At 65.1% G+C, this 17,553-nt stretch carries 17 protein-coding genes and 1 pseudogene; 16 read left to right on the top strand and 2 right to left on the bottom strand.

What is annotated here, in order from left to right:
- Positions 1-84: 84 nt before the first annotated feature.
- From ACZ9H4_RS06070 to ACZ9H4_RS06060, 3 genes are all read left to right on the top strand, one after another.
- Complete coding sequence (locus ACZ9H4_RS06070) at positions 85-927, top strand: TolC family protein (RefSeq protein ID WP_476118483.1); 843 nt, start codon at positions 85-87, stop codon at positions 925-927.
- Between the two features lie 376 nt (positions 928-1,303).
- Positions 1,304-1,762: a DUF2844 domain-containing protein gene (locus ACZ9H4_RS06065; RefSeq protein ID WP_476118482.1), complete on the top strand. Its 459-nt coding sequence runs from the start codon at positions 1,304-1,306 to the stop codon at positions 1,760-1,762.
- Positions 1,759-3,294, top strand: a complete 1,536-nt coding sequence (locus ACZ9H4_RS06060; protein WP_476118480.1) for a DUF3443 domain-containing protein — start codon at positions 1,759-1,761, stop codon at positions 3,292-3,294. Before ACZ9H4_RS06065 ends, ACZ9H4_RS06060 begins: the two co-directional genes overlap by 4 nt.
- A 146-nt stretch (positions 3,295-3,440) precedes the next feature.
- Here the strand turns inward: ACZ9H4_RS06060 and ACZ9H4_RS06055 are convergent.
- Positions 3,441-3,605 (bottom strand): annotated as a pseudogene (locus tag ACZ9H4_RS06055) (omega-aminotransferase AptA); the annotation flags it as partial.
- A gap of 302 nt (positions 3,606-3,907) precedes the next feature.
- Between ACZ9H4_RS06055 and urtA the strand changes: the two are divergent.
- The 13 genes from urtA (at position 3,908) to ureG (ending at position 16,767) form a co-directional block, all read left to right on the top strand.
- Positions 3,908-5,206, top strand: coding sequence for an urea ABC transporter substrate-binding protein (gene urtA / locus ACZ9H4_RS06050; protein ID WP_408144477.1), 1,299 nt, complete (start codon positions 3,908-3,910; stop codon positions 5,204-5,206).
- Between the two features lie 343 nt (positions 5,207-5,549).
- Positions 5,550-7,199, top strand: a complete 1,650-nt coding sequence (urtB, locus tag ACZ9H4_RS06045; RefSeq protein WP_408144475.1) for an urea ABC transporter permease subunit UrtB — start codon at positions 5,550-5,552, stop codon at positions 7,197-7,199.
- Position 7,200: 1 nt separating this feature from the next.
- The gene (gene urtC / locus ACZ9H4_RS06040) at positions 7,201-8,394 is read left to right on the top strand and encodes an urea ABC transporter permease subunit UrtC (protein ID WP_408144473.1); all 1,194 of its coding nucleotides are present in this window, start codon (positions 7,201-7,203) and stop codon (positions 8,392-8,394) included.
- The gene (urtD, locus tag ACZ9H4_RS06035) at positions 8,391-9,254 is read left to right on the top strand and encodes an urea ABC transporter ATP-binding protein UrtD (protein WP_408144471.1); all 864 of its coding nucleotides are present in this window, start codon (positions 8,391-8,393) and stop codon (positions 9,252-9,254) included. Before urtC ends, urtD begins: the two co-directional genes overlap by 4 nt.
- 62 nt (positions 9,255-9,316) lie before the next feature.
- The gene (gene urtE / locus ACZ9H4_RS06030) at positions 9,317-10,009 is read left to right on the top strand and encodes an urea ABC transporter ATP-binding subunit UrtE (protein WP_408144469.1); all 693 of its coding nucleotides are present in this window, start codon (positions 9,317-9,319) and stop codon (positions 10,007-10,009) included.
- Between the two features lie 164 nt (positions 10,010-10,173).
- Positions 10,174-11,079, top strand: a complete 906-nt coding sequence (locus ACZ9H4_RS06025; protein ID WP_476118477.1) for an urease accessory protein UreD — start codon at positions 10,174-10,176, stop codon at positions 11,077-11,079.
- A gap of 249 nt (positions 11,080-11,328) precedes the next feature.
- Complete coding sequence (locus tag ACZ9H4_RS06020) at positions 11,329-12,141, top strand: transporter substrate-binding domain-containing protein (protein ID WP_408144465.1); 813 nt, start codon at positions 11,329-11,331, stop codon at positions 12,139-12,141.
- A gap of 238 nt (positions 12,142-12,379) precedes the next feature.
- The gene (gene ureA / locus ACZ9H4_RS06015; protein ID WP_042327793.1) at positions 12,380-12,682 is read left to right on the top strand and encodes an urease subunit gamma; all 303 of its coding nucleotides are present in this window, start codon (positions 12,380-12,382) and stop codon (positions 12,680-12,682) included.
- Between the two features lie 18 nt (positions 12,683-12,700).
- Positions 12,701-13,006 carry an urease subunit beta gene (locus ACZ9H4_RS06010; protein WP_121316726.1) on the top strand — a complete coding sequence of 102 codons (306 nt, stop codon included), beginning with the start codon at positions 12,701-12,703 and terminating at the stop codon, positions 13,004-13,006.
- A gap of 63 nt (positions 13,007-13,069) precedes the next feature.
- Positions 13,070-14,776 carry an urease subunit alpha gene (gene ureC, locus ACZ9H4_RS06005; RefSeq protein WP_408152919.1) on the top strand — a complete coding sequence of 569 codons (1,707 nt, stop codon included), beginning with the start codon at positions 13,070-13,072 and terminating at the stop codon, positions 14,774-14,776.
- A 2-nt stretch (positions 14,777-14,778) separates the two neighbouring features.
- Entirely contained in the window at positions 14,779-15,435 is a 657-nt protein-coding gene (gene ureE, locus ACZ9H4_RS06000; protein ID WP_476118475.1) for an urease accessory protein UreE, read from the top strand.
- On the top strand, positions 15,422-16,102 hold the full coding sequence (locus ACZ9H4_RS05995) for an urease accessory protein UreF (protein WP_408152978.1): 681 nt from the start codon (positions 15,422-15,424) through the stop codon (positions 16,100-16,102). The genes ureE and ACZ9H4_RS05995 overlap by 14 nt, the downstream gene beginning before the upstream one ends.
- 11 nt (positions 16,103-16,113) lie before the next feature.
- On the top strand, positions 16,114-16,767 hold the full coding sequence (gene ureG / locus ACZ9H4_RS05990) for an urease accessory protein UreG (protein WP_408324850.1): 654 nt from the start codon (positions 16,114-16,116) through the stop codon (positions 16,765-16,767).
- On the opposite strand, the gene ACZ9H4_RS05985 is transcribed toward ureG, so the two are convergent.
- Positions 16,722-17,519: a Fic family protein gene (locus ACZ9H4_RS05985; protein WP_408324852.1), complete on the bottom strand. Its 798-nt coding sequence runs from the start codon at positions 17,517-17,519 to the stop codon at positions 16,722-16,724. The two genes, ureG and ACZ9H4_RS05985, sit on opposite strands and share 46 nt — an antisense overlap.
- Positions 17,520-17,553: the final 34 nt, after the last annotated feature.

Genomic DNA, 17,553 nt, shown 5'->3' with positions numbered 1-17,553 from the left:
TCACTGCCGCGATGACGCGCCAGCGGGCGCCGATCCGCGCGGCCGTTCTGCGCTGACGCTGGCCGGCGCGTTTCACACGCTGCCGTGTGGGCCGTTGGCCTGCCCCAACTCTACGACGAGGCGCTCGCCAGCGACGCGCAACTGCAAAGCGCGCGCGCGGCGCTCGCTGCCAACAGCGAGGAACTGCCGCTCGCTCGCGCCAGGCTGCTGCCGCAAGTCTCGGCATCGCTCACCGGCAGCCGCCAGAACACCGATTTCGGCGGCGGCTTCCCCGCTTCTTCCGGCAATAGCAACGGCTTCGGCAGCGGCGCGAACACGCTGCCGGGTGGCACACCGGCGCTGGCTGCGGAACTGGGCAACCTGGGGTCGTCGTACACGAACAGCACGATCGGCGTGCAGGTGACGATTCCGATCTTTGCGGGCGGCGCCACGCAAAGCCGCGTGCGTCAAACGCTCGCGCTCGAAGACCAGGCCGCCGCCGATCTCGACACGGCGCGGCGCAACCCGGCGCTGTCGGCGCGGCAGGCGTTTCTCGGGGTGGTGAGCGGGCTCGCGCAGGTGCGCGCGCTGCAGACCGCCGAGCGGTCCGCGAGCACGTCGCTCGAATCGAATCTGCTCGGCTATCAGGTCGGCGTGCGGATCAACATCGACGTGCTCAATGCGCAGGACCAACTATTTTCGGCGCACCGCGATCTCGCGAAGGAGCGTTACGACACCTTGGTCAACAGTCTCAAGCTGAAGGCGTCGAGCGCGAGTCTCACGGATCAGGACGTGCTGCAGTTGGGCGCGCTGCTGTCGCCGCTCGACGACGGCACGCTCGCCGCGCTGCCGCAGGCGCCGACGGTGCCGCATCCGGGCGTGGCGGCTAAAGGCGCGGCGGGGAAGCCTGGGCGACGGGTGGTGCCGGATGGGGGTGGGCAGAGGTAGGGGCGTGCGCGCTTTGGTTCGTCGCTTCTGTGCTTCTCCGCTTCGTTTCAACCAGCCTGCCTACAACCCTGATGGCAACCGGCAACGCGGTGCTCGGCAACGCCGGCCGTTACTTCGTAGCTCCCATCGACAACCGCATGCGCCTTTGTGGACTGTCGTCCTTCCATGGCCCCAGCGTCTATACGCTGATCGGCACTGTGACGACCGGCCAACGGAGCGGGCTGTTCGTCGCGTGCTAACGACAGCACGAATGCGTGAGCGACGCTAGCCGATCGCGCCATCCAACGCCCTTTCCCATCCTCCATTCTGAATTTTCCTGCAATCCCAATAACGGCCCACGGGCATCATGCTCCGATCTGTTTTCCGGAGCATTGAGATGAAATTTTTGAAGATCGCGCTGGCGCTCGCGGCGTTGGCGCCGCTTGCCGCTTACGCGGCATTGGGCGCGGCGCCAGTCGCGCGCACGCACGCGATGGCGGCGTCGCGATCGCTGCTGCAGTCGTCGGTGACAACCGGCGCTTCGGCTGCGTCGTACACGGTGCGCGAGGCGAAGGACGCCGACGGCGTGACGATCCGCGAATACGTATTGCCCACCAACGTGGTGTTTGCCGTTACGTGGCAAGGTCCGGTGCGCCCGGACATGAGCGAACTGCTCGGCAGCTACTTCCCGAACTTCGCCAACCCCGGCGAAGGACGCGCGCAAGGCATCGGTCCGATGGTCCAGCACAACAGCGCGTTCCATATCGAGTCGGCTGGCCATACGGGCTACTTTTTCGGCAAGGCCTATCTGCCGCGCCTCGTTCCCGCCAACGTCCGCATGGAGACCCTGCAATGAAGCGGCGCGTGCATTCATCGAACTGCAACGCCATGACCTTATTCAATAAGAAACTTTGCTGCGCGCTTGTGAGCGCCAGTGTGGCGCTGTCCGCGTGCGGGGGTGGCGGGGGCGACGAGGGTGGCGATCAGACGGCGCCGACGCCGACTCCGACTCCGACTCCGACTCCGACCCCAACTCCGACTCCGACCCCAACTCCGACCCCAACCCCAACTCCAACTCCAACTCCAACTCCAACTCCAACTCCAACCCCAACCCCAACCCCAACCCCAACCCCAACCCCAACTCCAACTCCAACTCCAACTCCAACCCCAACTCCAACTCCAACTCCAACCCCGACCCCAACTCCAACCCCAACTCCAACCCCGACCCCAACTCCAACCCCAACTCCAACCCCGACACCAACTCCAACCCCGACACCAACTCCCCCCACCAACACCGTCCCCCTGACCGTGGAACGATGGACGAGCTACGTCAACATGCCCTACGTCAGCGTCACGATCTGCATCCCAGGGGGCCAGGGCGCGAACCAATGCGAGACGATCGATCACATGCAGGTCGACACCGGCTCGGTCGGCGTGCGCGTGCTCGCCAGCGCATTAAGTTCGGCGCTCACCGCCAGCCTGCCAGCGCAATCGGGCGCCACCGACGATCCGACGGGTAGCGCAGCGATCGCCGAATGCGCACAGTTCAGCTCCGGTTTCACATGGGGAGCAGTCAAGCGCGCCGACGTAAAGATCGGCAGCAAGATGGCGGGCAACATGCCCATCCAGGTCATCGCCGACGGCAAGTATTCGACACCGTCGGAATGTCTGTCGCGCGGCGGCACCAACCTGAACACGAAGGCCCTGATGGGCGCGAACGGCGTAGTCGGCATTTCGACGGCACGGCGCGATTACGCGGCGGCCGCGAACACCGCGCTGCCGGCAACCTATTACTACTGCTCGTCCGCGGCGTCGTGCACGAGCACGCGTGTGCCGCTCGACATCCAGGTCATGAATCCGGTCGCCAATTTCACATCGGATAACAACGGCACGATCATCCGTCTACCCGCGTTGCCGGCGGGTGGCCAGGCCAGCGCGACCGGTGAACTGGTGTTCGGCATCGGCACGCAGGCGAACAACGCGCTGCCGTCGAATGCGAGCATTCTCACGCTGAATCCGAACGGCTATTTCACGACCACGTACCAGGGCTATTCGTATCTCAGCGCAATCGACAGCGGCTCCAATGCGAACCTCTTCACGGACTACACGACGCCTTATTCGGGCGACTGGTTTGTGCCTGCCACCACGCTCAGCCTGTCCGCGATCCTGGTGGGCACCGCCAGCGGATCCACGCCGGTGAGCGTGCCATTCTCACTGGCGAATGGATTTACGCTTCTGGCTAATCCGTACGCGGCCTATGACAGCCTCGGCTCACCCATGTACAGCATGTTCGTCTGGGGGCTGCCGTTCTTTTACGGCCGCAGCGTCTACACCGCACTCAACAACGCAACGATCGGCGCCCATACAGGGCCGTTCGTCGCGTTCTGATCGGGCGACACAAGCAACGGATCGAAACAGAAAGGCCGGCACCTCACGGCGCCGGCCTTCTCGCCAGCAGCACGATCGCATCGTCCACGACAGGCACGCGCGGATCACGCAAGAGCCATCCCTACTCGAATCGCAACGACCAGCGCCTACTCCGTCTCCCTCAACACCTGCGCCACCGTTCCGAAAATCCCCTCGAGCTGCGCCTCCTCGACGATCAACGGCAGAGAGAACGCCAGAATATCCCCGGTATAACGCGTCGACAGACCCTTCTCGAAGCAGCGCACGAGCATGTCATAAGCACGCGCGAGCGGCGCATGCACAAAGGCGCGGCGGCCATGCACCGCGGACGCCCGCTGGCGGATACGCGCGCTTCGTTGCGGCGCGGCACGCACCCGAACGAGGCGCCTACCGCGATCCTGCACCACTTTCGCGCGGCTGCGCGCCCCGCCGCCCCGCGCGCAGCCGCGCCGTGGCGCGCTGCCTATGCGATTCGAGTCGAAATTGCCGCATGGCATGTGGCTTGCAGTACAGGAGCGGCAAGTCATGCGGGATAAGCCCTGCTGGCTGAAATCGATGCCCATAAACAGTCACCATCAATGGCAAGGGGAAACACATGAAACGTCGCAGTCTGTTGAAGTTCGGTTCCATGTCCGGCGCATTGGCGCTTGCTGGTCAGGTGCCGTTCGCGAACGCGCAGTCCGGCAGTGGTCCGATCAAGGTGGGCATTCTCCATTCGCTGTCGGGCACGATGGCCATCTCCGAAACGTCGCTGAAGGACACCGCGTTGATGACCATCGCGGACATCAACAAGAATGGCGGCGTGATGGGCCGTCAGCTTCAGCCGGTGGTGGTCGACCCGGCGTCGAACTGGCCGCTGTTCGCCGAGAAAGCACGTCAGCTCATCACGCAGGAAAAGTGCGCTGTGGTGTTCGGCTGCTGGACGTCCGTGTCGCGCAAATCGGTGCTGCCGGTGTTCGAGGAACTGAACGGCCTGCTGTTCTATCCGGTGCAGTACGAAGGCGAGGAAATGTCGCGCAACGTTTTCTACACGGGCGCAGCGCCGAATCAGCAGGCGATTCCCGCGACCGAATATCTGATGAGCGCGGAAGGCGGCGGCGCCAAGCGCTTCTTCCTGCTAGGCACCGACTATGTGTATCCGCGGACGACCAACAAGATCCTGCGCGCGTTCCTCAAGTCCAAGGGCGTGCAGGAAGCCGATATTCAAGAGGTCTACACGCCGTTCGGCCATAGCGACTATCAGACCATCGTCGCGAACATCAAGACCTTCTCGCAAGGCGGCAAGACCGCGGTGATCTCGACCGTGAACGGCGACTCGAACGTGCCGTTCTACAAGGAACTCGGCAACCAGGGGCTGAAGGCGTCGGACGTGCCGGTGGTCGCCTTCTCGGTCGGCGAAGAGGAACTGCGCGGCATCGACACGAAACCGCTGGTCGGCAACCTCGCCGCATGGAACTACTTCATGTCGTTGCGCAACCCGGCCAACGAAAAGTTCAAGAAGGAATGGGCGACCTGGGTCAAGGACAACAACCTGCCGGGCGGCTCGAAGCGCGTGACCAACGACCCGATGGAAGCGACCTTCGTCGGCATCCATATGTGGAAGCAGGCAGTCGAGAAAGCGAAGAGCACCGACGTCGACAAGGTGCGCGTGGCGATGATCGGCCAGACCTTCGCGGCGCCGTCGGGCTTCACGCTGGAGATGGACGGCAACCACCATCTGCACAAGCCGGTGATGATCGGCGAAGTACGCGCCGACGGCCAGTTCAACGTGGTGTGGCGGACCAAGACCGCGATTCGCGCGCAGCCGTGGAGCCCGTTCATCGCCGGCAATTCGAGCAAGCCGGATGTGGTCAGCTCGATTCCGGCGTTCCTGAAGCGCTCGCGCGTCGCCTGAGCGGACTGACAGGACGGCTCGACGCGGCGGTGCGGTTGTTGGCCGCTTAGCCGCGTCGCGAGCCGATGTAGGTGATTCCACCGAGGGCGCGCTCGCCGCACCGCGCGTTCAGCCGGCGTGAAACGGGTTGGGTCACGGCTGTGCGTTCGCATCGCCGGCCTGGATTGGCGCGGTTGAAGTCGCGCAAGTCACGCCCTTGCACGAACCCGCCGCCTGCTTCTTCGCAGTCGCGGCGGCCGAAGCGGATCCACGGCGCGCACCCGCGACGCAGTAACCCGACAGCGCGGCACGACAGCTTGTATTGCATCCACGCCGCGCTGCCGGTTTTTCTCCAAAGGCCACCATGGCGTTTTCATTTCTCACAGACGCACGGCGATTCGCACGACGGCTCGCACAGCGCAGTATCGTCGGCGCGGCGCTGGTGCTCGTCGCCGGCGCTCCGCTCGCCGCGTTCGCGCTGACTCCCGCCGATGTCGCGCCGCTCGCCGGCGACGACTTCGACGCCAAATCCGCGGCGATCGACAAGCTGATCGCCAACCACGACAAGGAATCGCTCGCGGTGCTCAAGGCGCTGTCCGACGACAGCGCGCTCGCCACCGACGCGGGCGCCGTGCTGCTGCAGGACGGCGACACCGCACGCGATGCCGTCACCGGCAAGACGGTGGCCGCCGGCGACGCGCAGCCGGTCACCCTGAACAACCTGCTGCGCTCGAAAGTGTCGGGCGCACTTGCGGGTCTGCAACTCGATTCGCCGGACCGCGCCACGCGCGAAGCCGCGATCGGCGCGCTGCTGCAAAACCCCGATCCGGCGATCAAGCCGCTGGTCGACGCGGCCCGCGCAAAGGAAACCGATCCGGCCTTGAAGAAGCGCCTCGACACGCTGTGGGCGATGACCGCGCTGCACGACGCCGACCCGGCCAAACGGCTGGAGGCCGTGCAACTGGTGGCCGCGCGGCACGACCTCGACATGAACGAACTGCTGCGCCCGCTGGTCGCGAAGAAAGCGGACGGCAGCTTCGTCGAAGCCGACGAGCGCGTGCGCGCCGCCGCGCAAACAGGCATCGACGAACTCGATGCGATCCAGCGCCGCGGCCAGATCGCCGGCACGCTGTTCGCCGGGTTGTCGCTCGGCAGCGTGCTGCTGCTCGCCGCGCTCGGCCTTGCGATCACGTACGGGCTGATCGGCGTGATCAACATGGCGCACGGCGAATTCCTGATGATCGGCGCCTACGCCACCTACGTCGTGCAGAACCTGTTTCAGCGCTTCGCGCCCGGCGCGTTCGACTGGTACCCGCTGCTCGCGGTGCCGGCGTCATTCGTGGCGGCGGCGCTGGTCGGCATCGTGCTCGAACGGCTGGTGCTCAAGCATCTGTATGGCCGTCCGCTCGAAACGCTGCTGACCACCTTCGGCGTGAGCCTGATCCTGATCCAGGCGACCCGCATGCTGTTCGGCGCGCAGAACGTGCAGGTGATCAACCCGGCCTGGATGAGCGGCGGCGTGACCGTGCTGCCGAATCTGATCCTGCCGTACAACCGCCTCGCCATTCTGGCGTTTTCGCTGATCGTCGTCGGCATCGCGTGGGCGGTGTTGACGAAGACGCGCCTCGGCCTGTTCGTACGCGCGGTCACGCAGAATCGCCGCATGGCTGCGTGCGTCGGCGTGAAGACCGCGCGCGTCGATTCGTATGCGTTCGCGTTCGGCGCGGGCATCGCGGGTCTCGGCGGCTGCGCGCTGTCGCAGATCGGCAATGTCGGACCGGACCTCGGCCAGAGCTACATCATCGATTCGTTCATGGCGGTCGTGCTCGGCGGTGTCGGGCAACTGGCGGGCACTGTCATCGGCGGCTTCGGGCTCGGGCTCGTCAGCAAGGCGATCGAGCCGTTCTGGGGCGCGGTGCTCGCGAAGATCGCGGTGCTGGTGCTGATCGTCCTGTTCATCCAGAAGCGTCCGCAGGGCATGTTCGCCCTCAAGGGCCGTAGCGCGGAGGCATGAGATGACTTCTGCTACTTCGACGACCTCGTCGGCTCACGGCGGCGCGGCGAACGGCGGCGCAGCCGCCGCGCGCGACGCGCAGTCCGGCTTCGCGCTCGGCCTGCCGCCGCGTCCCGCGCTGCTGTCGCGGCGCGCGTGGCTCGCGCTGATTGCGCTGATCATCGTGTTCGGACTCGGCGTGCCGTTCGCCACGCTGGTGCTGCCGGAGACGAGCCCGCTGCATCTGTCCGCGTACGCGACGACGATCACCGGCAAGTTCATGTGCTACGCGATCGCAGCGCTCGCGCTCGATCTCGTGTGGGGCTACTGCGGCATTCTCAGCCTCGGCCATGCGCTGTTCTTCGCGTTGGGCGGCTACGCGATCGGCATGTACCTGATGCGCGCGATCGGTCACGACGGCAAGTACGGCAGCGATCTGCCCGATTTCATGGTGTTTCTCGACTGGCATCAACTGCCGTGGTACTGGCAGGGCACACAGCATCTCGGCTACGCGCTCCTGCTGGTGGTGCTGGTGCCGGCGGTGGTCGCGTGGGTGTTCGGCTTCTTCACGTTCCGCTCGCGCGTGAAGGGCGTGTACCTGTCGATCATCACGCAGGCGATGACGTTCGCCGCGATGCTGCTGTTCTATCGCAATGAAACGGGCTTCGGCGGCAATAACGGCTTCACCGACTTCAAGCGCATCGGCGGTTTTCCGATCACGCATGCGGGCACCCGCACCGCGCTCCTGCTGATCACGTTCGCGGTGCTGATCCTCGCGTTCCTCGGCGCGCGCGCGATCGTCACGTCGAAGCTCGGCCGCGTGGTCACCGCCGTGCGCGACGGCGAAACGCGCCTGATGTTTCTCGGCTACAGCCCGCTCGCCTACAAGCTGTTCGTGTGGACCGTGTCGGCCGTACTGTGCGGGATCGCGGGTGCGTTATACGTGCCGCAGGTCGGCATCATCAATCCGGGCGAGATGTCGCCGGGCAACTCGATCGAGATGGCGATCTGGGTCGCGGTGGGCGGACGCGGCACGCTGATCGGGCCGATCATCGGCGCGTTCGCGGTGAACGGCGCGAAGAGCTTCTTCACGGCGAATTTCCCTGAATACTGGCTGTTCTTTCTCGGTCTGATCTTCGTGCTGGTCCCGCTGCTGCTGCCCAACGGCATCATGGGGCTGATCGAACTCGTGACGCGCAAAAGGAACCGCTCATGAACGAAAACCCGATGGTTCCTGATCTGGCTTTACCGGAGGCACCCGCCGAGCATTCGCTGAGCGGCGTCGCGAACATGGGGCACGTGGTGGTGCCCGGCGAGATCGACGTGTCGCACGGCACGATCCTGTATCTCGAAGACGTGACGGTGAGCTTCGACGGCTTTCGCGCGTTGAACGCGCTGTCGCTCGCGATCGACGCCGGCGAACTGCGCTGCATCATCGGCCCGAACGGCGCCGGCAAGACGACGATGATGGACGTCATCACCGGCAAGACCGAGCCGGACTCCGGCAAGGTCTTTCTCGGCCAGTCGATCGACCTGACGCGGATGAACGAGCCGTCCATCGCGCGGGCGGGGATCGGCCGCAAGTTCCAGAAGCCGACCGTGTTCGAGCAGCACCCCGTGTGGGAAAACCTCGAACTGGCGATGAAAACCGACAAGGGCTGGTTTGCGTCGTTGCGCGCGCGGCTGGATCGTCAAGCGCAGGCGCGCATCGAAGAAACGTTGGCGCTGATCGGTCTGGAAAGCGAAGCGCGGCGCTCAGCCGGAGAGCTGTCGCACGGACAGAAGCAGCGCCTCGAAATCGGCATGCTGCTGATGCAGCAACCGGCGCTGCTGCTGCTCGACGAACCGGCCGCCGGCATGACCGACGACGAAACCATGCAATTGGCCGAATTGCTCAACCATCTGCGCGGCACCTGTTCGATGATGGTCGTCGAACACGACATGGAGTTCGTGGCGGCGTTGTCGGGCGACACCGGCAAGGTGACGGTGATGGCCGAAGGCCGCGTGCTCGCGCACGGCACGCTCGACGAGGTCAAGCAGGACGAGACGGTGATCGAGTCGTACCTTGGTCGATGAGCGGCCAATGAGCGGCCAATGAGTGAGCCGATGAATCAAAGCTTCGAACGGATAAAACGACCATGCTGGAAGTAGACAAACTGAACCAGTACTACGGCGGCAGCCACATCCTGCGCGATGTGAAGCTCACCGTGCCCGACGGCAAGCTCACTGTGCTGCTCGGCCGCAACGGCGTCGGCAAGACCACGCTGCTGCGCTGCCTGATGGGCGTGGTGCAGACGAAGAGCGGCTCGATCGCCTGGCGCGGCACGCCGATCACCAAACTGCCGACCTATTCGCGCGTCGAACACGGGCTCGCCTATGTGCCGCAAGGGCGCGATATCTTTCCGCGGCTGACCGTCGAGGAGAATCTGCTGGTCGGCGCGGCCAGCAAGAAGGCGCCGAAGAAAATCCCCGACCGTATCTACGAACTGTTCCCGGTACTCAAGGACATGCGCAGCCGGCGCGGCGGCGATCTGTCCGGCGGTCAGCAACAACAGCTCGCCATTGGCCGCGCGCTGATGAGCGATCCGCAATTGCTGATTCTCGACGAACCGACCGAAGGCATTCAGCCGTCGATCATTCAGGACATCGGCCGCACGCTGCGTCAGCTGGTCGAGGAAATGGGCATGACGGTGCTGCTCGTCGAGCAGTACTACGACTTCGCAAAGGACATCGCCGATCGCTACTGGGTGATGAGTCGCGGCGAAATCGTCGCGGGCGGCGAAGGTGCAAATATGGACACGGATGGCGTGCGCGCGTTGATCGCAGTTTGATCATCGGGTCATCGCCGTGTGACCGGCACGCGCCGACGCGCGTGCTATTCTCGCCGCATCGTCAGGCGGCGCGGCTCGCGTCCGCGTGGCGCACGCAGGCTCGCTTCGCCCTAATACGGCGCCTTCATACGCCGCTCCAACACGTCGACCGCACGTCCATTCGCATGTCGCTTCACGAAAATCACGCCACGCTCGCTAGTGCGCAACCTCCGGCACAACCCGCCGCGCAAAGCGCCGCGCCTTCGACATGGCGCGCGCGTCTCGAACTCGGCTTCGTCAAACAGGACGCGCGCACGACGCTCGTGCACCGGCTGCATGACGGACCGTTGCGCGTGCAGCGCACGCTGCATCCCGAAGGCCAGGCGATCTGCCATGCGGTGATCGTGCATCCTCCCGGTGGCATTGCGGGCGGCGATCAGCTCGATATCGACGTCGCGCTCGGCGCCGGTTCGCATGCGGTCATCACCACGCCCGGCGCAACCAAGTGGTACAAGTCCAACGGCCGCGCCGCGCGCCAGCAGATCGCCGTGCGTGTCGGCGAGCAGGCGAAGCTCGACTGGCTGCCGCAAAACAACATCGTGTTCGACCACGCGAACGCGCATCTGGACTTCTCGCTGACGCTGGCCGACGGCGCCACCGCGTTGGGATGGGATGCGACCCAGCTCGGCCGGCAAGCCGCCGGTGAACGCTGGTCGGATGGCCGCTTGCGCGCCGTCTCGCGGATCGTGGGTCCGCAAGGCGAGCTGCTGTGGCTCGAACGCGCGGCCCTCGACGCCGCCGATCCGCTGCGTAACGGCCCCCAGGGGCTCGCTGGCTTCCCCGCCTATGGGACGCTATGGGCCGTCGGCGCCGCGTGCGACGACGCGCTCGCCGAGTCGCTCACCGCGCAACTGCCGTTCGACGATTCGCTGCGCGCCGCCGCTTCGTGCGTGACGAACGGCGTGCTGCTCGTGCGCGCGGTGTCGCGCTCGATGGAAACGCTTCAGCACGCATTGACGCGCTGCTGGCTGCAACTGCGGCCGGTCGTGCACGGCGTCGCGGCGAAGCCACTGCGAATCTGGTCGACCTGAACGATCCGGCGAGGGGCTCGCCCGTTCGCACAGCCTTTCACCTTCGCAAGGCCACTCGCGCACCACGGCGGCGCAGTCGCGCGCCCCAATCGGGTGCGTTGTCCGCCTTTTCGCCCGCTCGCTCAAGCTGCACCGCGATGGCACACACCTTGCATCGTCCAGCGCCACGATGCTGCCGCAACTCGACGGCAGCCGGCCGGCTCACCGCCGTCACGACACCATCACCACACCGCGCCACCGCTGACGACCATGAAACTTTTGCTTACCCGCCCCGCGCGCCGCGCGTTGCTCGCCGCGCTGCTGTCCGTGCCCATCGTCGCGCACCTCGCCTTTCATGCGGTCGCCGCTCACGCGGACACGCTCGACAACATCGCCAAGGCGGGCGTGCTGAAAGTGGCCGTGCCGGAAGACTATCCGCCGTTCGGCGCGGTCGGCCCCGACATGAAGCCGCAAGGCTATGACATCGACACCGCGGCGCTGCTCGCGAAGTCGATGAACGTGAAGCTCGAACTCGTGCCGGTCAATAGCGCGAACCGGATTCCGTATCTGCAAACGGGCAAGGTCGATCTGGTGATCTCGTCGCTCGGCAAAACGCCGGAGCGCACGAAGGTGATCGACTTTTCGAGCGCCTATGCGCCCTACTACCAGGGCGTGTTCGGTCCCGCCGACATCAAGGTGAGCGGTCCCGCCGATCTCACCGGCAAGACGGTCGGCGCGACGCGCGGCGCGCTCGAGGAAATCGGACTGTCGCAGATGGCGCCGAACGCGACCATCAAACGCTTCGAGGACAACAACGCGACCATCGCCGCGTTCCTGTCGGGCCAGGTGCAGTTGATCGCCGCGGGCAATATCGTCGCCGCCGCGATCATCGCGAAGAATCCGCCGCGCCGGCCGGAGCCGAAGTTCGTCATCAAGAATTCGCCGTGCTTCGTCGGCATGAACAAGAACGAGCCGCGCCTGCAGCAGAAAGTGGACGCGGCGATCGCCCAGGCCAAACACGACGGCACGCTCGACACGATGTCGAAGAAGTGGTTCGGCGCGCCGTTGCCGGCCGACATGTAAGCGAGGCCCGCTTGTAAGCGAGCCGTTAGCCGGACTTGATACGGTGACCGGCCTGGCCGGTTTATCCGGCGTGATCTGCGTCGCTCACTCGCCGCATGCGCATCGCGTGCTCGCGGCCGCGACGCACAACGCCTATCATGGTCGCGGCCGACGGTCCCTGCGGGGACCGCCCTAACGACCTATCCGGACCACAACTCGGACCACCCTCCGGACCGTCATAACCGAACCCACACATTCGATGAAGCTCACACCTCGCGAGAAGGACAAGCTGCTGATCTTCACCGCCGCGCTGCTTGCCGAACGGCGCCGCGCACGCGGCCTCAAACTCAACTATCCGGAAGCGATCGCGTTCATCACCGCGGCGCTCATGGAAGCGGCCCGCGACGGCAAGACCGTCGCCGAGGTCATGTACTACGGCACTACGCTGCTCACCCGCGACGACGTCATGGAAGGCGTGCCCGAGATGATCCCCGACATCCAGGTCGAAGCCACCTTCCCCGACGGCACCAAGCTCGTCACCGTTCATCACCCGATCCCTTAAGCGTACAAGGCAAGCCCCATGATTCCCGGCGAACTCATCACCGACGACGGCGAACACGAGCTCAACGCAGGCCGCGCCACGGTCACGGTGGTCGTGTCGAATACCGGCGACCGCCCGGTGCAGATCGGCTCGCACTACCACTTCTACGAGGTGAACGAGGCGCTCTCGTTCGATCGCGACACGGCGCGCGGCTTCCGGCTGAATATCGCGGCGGGCACCGCCGTGCGCTTCGAACCCGGCCAGGAACGTACCGTCGAGCTGGTTGCGCTGGCGGGCGAGCGCGTCGTCTACGGGTTCAACGGCAAGGTGATGGGCAAGCTCTGACGCCCTGCATGCGTCCTACGCACCCCCTGCCCGAACCGCCCTGCTCCATTCCGGACTCACACCATGACCTTACGCATTGACCGCCGCGCGTACGCGGAAATGTTCGGCCCCACCACCGGCGACCGCGTGCGTCTCGCCGACACCGAGTTATTGATCGAAGTCGAACGCGACTTCACCACCTACGGCGAAGAAGTCAAATTCGGCGGCGGCAAGGTGATTCGCGACGGCATGGGCCAGTCGCAACGCGTGCACGCCGACGTGGTCGACACCGTCGTCACGAACGCGGTGATTCTCGACCACTGGGGCATCGTCAAAGCCGACATCGGCATCAAGAACGGTCGCATCGCCGCGATCGGCAAGGCGGGCAATCCCGACATCCAGCCGAACGTGACGATCGCAATCGGCGCGTCCACCGAAGTGATCGCGGGCGAAGGCCTGATCGTGACGGCGGGCGGCATCGACACGCACATTCACTTCATCAGCCCACAGCAGATCGAGGAAGCGCTCGCGAGCGGCGTGACGACGATGCTCGGCGGCGGCACCGGTCCGGCGACCGGCACCAACGCGACCACCTGCACGCCGGGTCCGTGGCATCTCGAACGGATGCTGCAGGCGGCCGACGGTTATCCGATGAACCTCGGCTTTCTCGGCAAGGGCAACGTGAGCCAGCCGCAGCCGGCGCTGGAACAGATCGCCGCCGGCGCGATCGGCCTGAAGCTGCACGAGGACTGGGGCACGACGCCCGCCGCGATCGACAACTGCCTCTCGGTGGCGGACGACACCGACACCCAGGTCGCGATCCACACCGACACGCTGAACGAAGCGGGTTTCGTCGAAGCGACGGTAGCTGCGTTCAAGGGCCGCACGATCCACACGTATCACACGGAAGGCGCGGGCGGCGGCCACGCGCCGGACATCATCAAGGTGTGCGGCGAGGCGAACGTGCTGCCCTCGTCGACCAATCCGACGCGCCCCTACACCGTCAATACGCTCGACGAGCATCTCGACATGCTGATGGTGTGCCACCACCTGGACCCGTCGATCGCGGAAGACATCGCGTTCGCCGAGTCGCGCATCCGCCGCGAGACGATCGCCGCCGAAGACATCCTGCACGACCTCGGCGCGCTGTCGATGCTGTCGTCGGATTCGCAGGCGATGGGGCGCGTGGGCGAAGTGATCATCCGCACGTGGCAGACCGCGCACAAGATGAAGGTGCAACGCGGCGCGCTGCCTGAAGACACCGCGCGCCACGACAACTTCCGCGCGAAGCGCTATGTCGCCAAGTACACGATCAACCCCGCGATCACGCACGGCATCGCGCATGAAGTCGGCTCGATCGAACCGGGCAAGTGGGCCGATCTGGTGTTCTGGGAACCGGCGTTCTTCGGCATCAAACCGTCGCTGATCCTCAAGGGCGGCATGATCGCAATGGCGCAGATGGGCGACCCCAACGCATCGATCCCGACGCCGCAGCCGGTGCATTATCGTGAGATGTTCGCGACGCGCGGCGGCGCCCTCGGGCGCACCTCGCTGACCTTCGTCTCGCAGATGGCCGCCGATGCGGGCGTGGCCGAACGCTATGGGTTGAACAAGCGTATCGTGGCCGTGAAGAACTGCCGCAACATTTCGAAGGCCGACATGATTCACAACGCGTGGCGCCCGGCGATCAGCGTCGATCCGGAAACCTATCAGGTGATCGCCGACGGTCAGTTGCTGACCTGCGAGCCGGCGACCGTGCTGCCGATGGCGCAACGCTACTTTCTGTTCTAACCATGCGTACTCTCGACAAACTGCTGGCGCCGCATCTGAAGCTCGCGCCGGTGCTGATCAAGCGGGCGCCGACGCTGACGCTCGCCTTCGACGAACGGCGCAAGAGCCGCCTCGCGGCCACGCTCGATAACGGCGAAGAAGTCGCGCTGCTGCTGCCGCGCGGCACGGTGCTGCGCGACGGCGACGTGCTGGTCGCCGACGACGGCGGCCTCGTGCGGGTCGTCGCCGCGCCGGAAGCGGTGCTGTACGTGCGCGCGAAAGATGCGTTGACGCTGACGCGCGCCGCGTATCACCTCGGCAATCGTCATACGCCGGTGGAAGTGGGCGCGGACTATCTGAAGCTCGAATACGATCCGGTGCTGGCCGACATGCTCAAGCGCATCGGCGCGACGGTCGATCAGGTGTCGATGCCGTTTCAGCCCGAGTCCGGCGCGTATGGCGGCGGGCATAAGCATGGGCATGACGAGACGTTCGCCGAGGACTATGCGCTCGCGCAGCAGGTGTTTGGCGAGCATCATGGGCATTCGCATGAGCAGGGTCACTCGCATGACCATGACCATGTGCACGGTCATTCGCACGACCATGACCACGATTCCAGCGGTCACGTACACGACGAATCCTGCGGCCACGCACATCACGCGCACCATGCGCATCGCTGAACTCACCGCGCTGCTGCATCTCGCCTCGCCGGCCTTGCCGATCGGCGCGTTCAGCTATTCGCAGGGTCTCGAAGCGGCGATCGAAGCGCAGCTGATCACCGACGCCGACTCCGCGCGCGCATGGATCGAGCGCGGTCTGACCGACGTGCTCGCGCACGGCGAGCTGCCGTTCCTCGCGCATCAAATGGAGCGCTGGGGTTCGCATGACGCCGCCGGCCTCGCTGAAGCCAACCGCGAATTCCTCGCGAGCCGCGAGTCCGCGGAACTGCGCCGCGAAACGGAACAGATGGGCTGGTCGCTACGGCAATTGTGCGTGTCGCTCGAATGGGGCGATGCTGAAAGACGCGCGACGCTCGCCTCGCTCACGCCGCTCGCGCAGCCCACCGCGTTCGCCTTCGCCGCCTACGCGCACGACGCCGCCCTCGATGCCGCGCTCGCCGCTTACGCCTTTAGCTGGGTCGAGAACCAGGCGGCCGCCGCATTGAAGGCCGTGCCGTTGGGACAGCTCGCGGGTCAGCGCATCATCGTCGCATTGCGCGCGCCGATCGATGCCGCGGTTACGCGCGCGCTGGCCACCTCGCCCGAGAACATCAACACGTTCGCGCCGCAACTCGGCATTCTGTCGGCGCGTCACGAGTCGCAGTATTCGCGGCTTTTCCGCTCATAAACCGATCCATCATGAACGCACCTCATCATCCCGCCCACTCGTCCGTCCGTACGAAGAAACTGCCGCCGTTGCGCGTGGGCGTCGGCGGCCCGGTCGGCTCCGGCAAGACCACGCTGCTCGAAATGCTCTGCAAGGCAATGCGCGACCGGTACGACCTCGTCGCGATCACCAACGACATCTATACGAAAGAGGATCAGCGTCTGTTGACCGTGGCGGGCGCGCTGCCGGCCGAGCGGATCATGGGCGTCGAAACGGGCGGCTGCCCGCACACGGCGATCCGCGAGGACGCGTCGATCAATCTCGAAGCCGTCGACCGCATGCTGACGCGTTTTCCCGATGCGGACATCGTGTTCATCGAATCGGGCGGCGACAACCTCGCGGCGACCTTCAGCCCGGAACTGTCGGACCTGACGATCTACGTGATCGACGTGGCGGGCGGCGAGAAGATTCCGCGCAAGGGCGGACCTGGCATTACGAAGTCGGATCTGCTGGTGATCAACAAGACGGACCTCGCACCGATGGTCGGCGCGAATCTCGACGTGATGGCGTCGGATGCGAAGAAGATGCGCGGCGAGCGGCCCTTCGTGATGTGTAATCTGAAGGCGCTCGACGGGTTGGATCAGGTGGTGGGGTTTATCGAGCGCAAGGGGTTGCTGAAGGTTTGATGCCTCACTCGCCCGGATGACATTCCAGCAGGAATGCCATCATCTCGGAGCCATCCTTCGACAGATAAAAGCGCACCATCTTTTCGTTGAAATCGGCCGCGCGCTGTGCCGGAACGCTGATCGCATCGATGCCGTTTGCCATCAGCACGCCGTTCATCATGAAGCGCGACGTCCGCTTGTTGCCGTCGAAGAAGAACTGCTGCAATGCGCCGAACAGGAAGAACGCGCAGCCGCGCTCGAACGCATTCGAAACCTGCTCTACAAGCGCGCGCGCCTGCGGTAAAAACCCGGTTGAGTTCAGGCGCGCCGGGCAAAGTCGGCAAAGGCGTATGGCGACCTGCCTCACCCAACGCGACGTCAGGCGTATATCGCGTCTCCTCTCCCTCTACCCGGAAGACGCCCCATTCAAGCGCTTCATTACGCGCGACAAGGCGGTGCAAATCGCAGAATGTGGTCTTGTCGAGCGCGAATCGACCGTTCTGCACAATCGCGAGCAAGTGCTTCGAACTCTCCGCGAGGTTCAGGATTTGCTCCTGATCGGATATCTTCCGACCACCCACGGTGACACCGTCGAGCAGCGTCTTCACCTCGGGAAACGTAAAGGGATTTCCTTCGAGCACGCTCGCATCCCACACGAATTCCGGCAGCATGCGATGAAAGCGGAAGCACACCCGTTTGATCGAGTGAACCGGGATGTCTTGAGGAATCGCGGCGCGGTCCCATTGAAAGCCGAGGTCGGAGAAAAGCGTCATTGCAGGTGGTGGGAAAGCGGTTCAGGTCATAGGG

It is taken from the genome of Paraburkholderia sp. TE9906, assembly GCF_056279605.1.
Note: the sequence above shows the minus strand (reverse complement) of the source record. Positions and strands in the feature narration are given on the sequence as shown.